The organism is Flammeovirga aprica JL-4, assembly GCF_012844305.1.
GTDB lineage: Bacteria > Bacteroidota > Bacteroidia > Cytophagales > Flammeovirgaceae > Flammeovirga > Flammeovirga aprica.
The window spans coordinates 1-603 of the sequence record NZ_JABANE010000397.1 but is presented as its reverse complement, the minus strand read 5'-3'; the positions used below and the strand labels follow the sequence as shown (position 1 = coordinate 603).

Below are 603 nucleotides of genomic sequence, written 5' to 3'. Positions count from 1 at the left end.
ATAATCATAATGGGCACTTCCCTATAGTGCTACCTAATTAGTGCCCATGAGTTTATCACTCTGCTTTATGCTCGACTATCTGCTTGATAATCAAGGCCAGCATCCAGAGACCACGAGCGATTAAGCCCATAGTCAGGACGATAAGAATCAGCTGCCCGGTTGCCATAGAGTAATCTCCCCAGTCTCGATGTTGTACTCATCAGAACGGAGGATGCGAGCCATCTGGCCCTGCTTGATTACTTCCTCTTCGGTCATCCCTGCTTTGGCACCAATGGACTTAATGCAATCCCAGAGCGTCTCTCCGGCCTCAGGAGCGCGTTTCACCCACTTGACTACCTCTTCGGCAACCTCTTCGTACTTCGAGTAGCCATCCCCGGCTTCGTTCAGGTACACGTGGGTGTAGACGTCAATCTCAGCGTCTTCCTTCTGCTCACCTTGGGCTGCTTCCACTTGGCTGCGGACATCCTCAGGGAGAGCATTGAACGCAATCTTGTCGAGAGTGACAATCTGGAGTACGTTACCGAAAGCGTCTCGCTGGACCACATATGAGTTCAGACGGTAGAGCTTCATCGGGGTATATCCCTCAGGCTCCGGTAAGTACAG

2 protein-coding genes are annotated in these 603 nt (G+C 51.6%); both read right to left on the bottom strand.

Annotation, left to right across the window (positions count from 1 at the left end; all coding sequences use genetic code 11):
- Positions 1-55 precede the first annotated feature (55 nt).
- Positions 56-130, bottom strand: coding sequence for a DUF5516 domain-containing protein (locus HHU12_RS36130; RefSeq protein ID WP_449401700.1), 75 nt, complete (start codon positions 128-130; stop codon positions 56-58).
- Positions 131-147: 17 nt separating this feature from the next.
- On the bottom strand, positions 148-603 hold a 456-nt coding region (locus HHU12_RS35230), incomplete at its 5' end, for a portal protein (RefSeq protein ID WP_205960108.1).